The 1,988-nt window shown below is 76.0% G+C and carries 3 protein-coding genes; 2 read left to right on the forward strand and 1 reads right to left on the reverse strand.

Annotated features, from left to right (window positions below; genetic code table 11):
• Together SSOG_RS24340 and SSOG_RS24345 are read left to right on the forward strand one after the other, a co-directional pair.
• A partial coding sequence (locus SSOG_RS24340) for a CHAD domain-containing protein (RefSeq protein WP_154685980.1) occupies positions 1-780 on the forward strand: 780 nt, incomplete at its 5' end.
• A gap of 92 nt (positions 781-872) precedes the next feature.
• Complete coding sequence (locus tag SSOG_RS24345; RefSeq protein WP_009716905.1) at positions 873-1,283, forward strand: NUDIX hydrolase; 411 nt, start codon at positions 873-875, stop codon at positions 1,281-1,283.
• 137 nt (positions 1,284-1,420) lie between these two features.
• Here SSOG_RS24345 and SSOG_RS24350 read toward each other — a convergent pair.
• Positions 1,421-1,988 (reverse strand): aldo/keto reductase (locus SSOG_RS24350; protein ID WP_063631591.1); only part of this gene is annotated, 568 nt, incomplete at its 5' end.

Here is a 1,988-nt window from a genome sequence, read left to right on the forward strand (position 1 = left end):
GTGGAGTCGTCGCGGGCCCGGACCCGGGGTGGCGGTGGCGCGGAGGAGCGGCGTACGGCGGCGCATCAGCGGGCCGGGGATCCGGAGGAGGCCCGGGGCGGGGCGCTGACCGTGGGGGCCGCCCGCGCCGGGGCGTTGCTGGAGCGTCAGCTCACCCTGGCGCGGACCCGGGCGCACACCGCCGCGCTCCAGGCGCTCGGCTCGTCCCGCTTCCACGCGGTCGCCGACACCGTCGCGCTCCTCGCCTCCGAGGTGCCGCTCGACGAGGCGACCGCCGGGCGGCCCGCCGAGCAGGTGCTGCCGCCGCTCGCCGAGTTGGCGAACCGGCGGCTGATCGAGGCGGTGGAGGCGCTTCCGCTGGGCCGTGCGGGGCATCCGTACAACGCGGAGGCGCTGGTCCACGGGCTCGCCGCGACGCCCGCCGCCGACTCGCCGCCCGCCAGCGACCGGCAGGACGCGCCCTGGCACCAGGTGCGGCGGCTGGTACGGATGCGGCGTTACGCACTGGAGGTGCTGGACCTGATGGCGGCGAGGCCCGCGGCCACGGACGCGGAGCCGTCCCAGGCCACGCGGCTGGAGGCCGCCGGGCAGGCGCTGGAGCGGCACCGCGACGCGGCCGAGGCGGCCGCCGCCGCGGCGACCGCGGCCCGTACGCCGCGGATCGCCCCGGCGACGGCGTACGCGCTCGGCGTGCTGCACGCGGACCAGCGGCACGAGGTGGAGGCGGCCCGGTTCGCGTTCGGCCGGATGTGGCGGCGGATCGTGGGCCAGGCTTCCTGACGACGGACGCCAGGGGAGGCGAGACGGCAGGATGAGCGGTCAGGGTGATTCCCGGGATCGAGACGACGTGACGACCGTGCTGGCGGCGGGGTGTGTGCTGTGGCGGCACCCCCCCGAGGCACACCGCGCGGCGCACCGCGCGGAACGACGGGCTGGAGATCGCGCTCGTCCACAGGCCGCGTTACGACGACTGGTCGCACCCCAAGGGCAAGCTGAAGCGCGGCGAGGACGCGCTGCACTGCGCGGTGCGCGAGGTGGTGGAGGAGACCGGGATCGGCTGCACGCCCGGCGTGGAACTGCCCACGCTGCACTACGCCGCCAGGGGCCGCCCGAAGGAGGTCCGCTACTGGGCCGCCGAGGCGGTCCCCGACGAGGCGTTCGTGCCGAACCGGGAGGTCGACCGGCTGCTCTGGCTGCCCCCGGAGGCGGCCCGCAGCCGCCTCACGTACGACCACGACCGCACCCTCGTGGACGCGCTGCTCACCGCGCTCGACGAGTCCTGAGCGGTCCCGAGCGCCGTAGGCCCGGCGGGGTCCGGCGGGCCCGTGCCCCCGTCGGCGTGGTGGTGATCCACCGACCGCTGCGCCCGGACCACGGACCCGGGCCCAGTACGTCATATCCGCGGTCAGCGCCAGCGGTGTCAGCGCCGCCGCAGGGCCTTGTCGGCGAGGGCCGGGGGTACGTAGTAGCTGTCGGCCCGGTTGAGGTCGGTGCCCGGCGGCACGATCTCGTCGATCCGGTCCAGGACGTCCGCGCTCAGCTCCACCTCGGACCCGGCGAGCAGATCCTCCAGCTGCTCCATCGTCCGCGGCCCGATGATCACCGAGGTGATGGCGGGGTGGGCCCGTACGAACGCGATGGCCAGGTGCGGCAGCGAGAGCCCGGCGTCGGACGCCAGCTTGCTCAGCTCGCCGACGGCTTCGAGCTTGCGGGCGTTCTCCGGCACCGACGGGTCGAACTTGAACTGCTCCACCGCTGCCCGGCCGCCGCCCGCCAGGTCGATGTCGGACGCCTTCGTGTAGCGGCCCGAGAGCCAGCCCGCCGAGAGCGGGCCCCAGCTCAGCACGCCCATCCCGTACCGCTGCGCGGTCGGCAGCACCGCCGCCTCCACGCTCCGCGCGAGGATCGAGTACGGCGGCTGCTCGGTGCGGAAGCGGACGTGGCCGCGCCGCTCCGACACCCACTGGGCCTCCACGATCTGCTCCGCC

The sequence above is a fragment of the Streptomyces himastatinicus ATCC 53653 genome (assembly GCF_000158915.1).
GTDB lineage: Bacteria > Actinomycetota > Actinomycetes > Streptomycetales > Streptomycetaceae > Streptomyces > Streptomyces himastatinicus.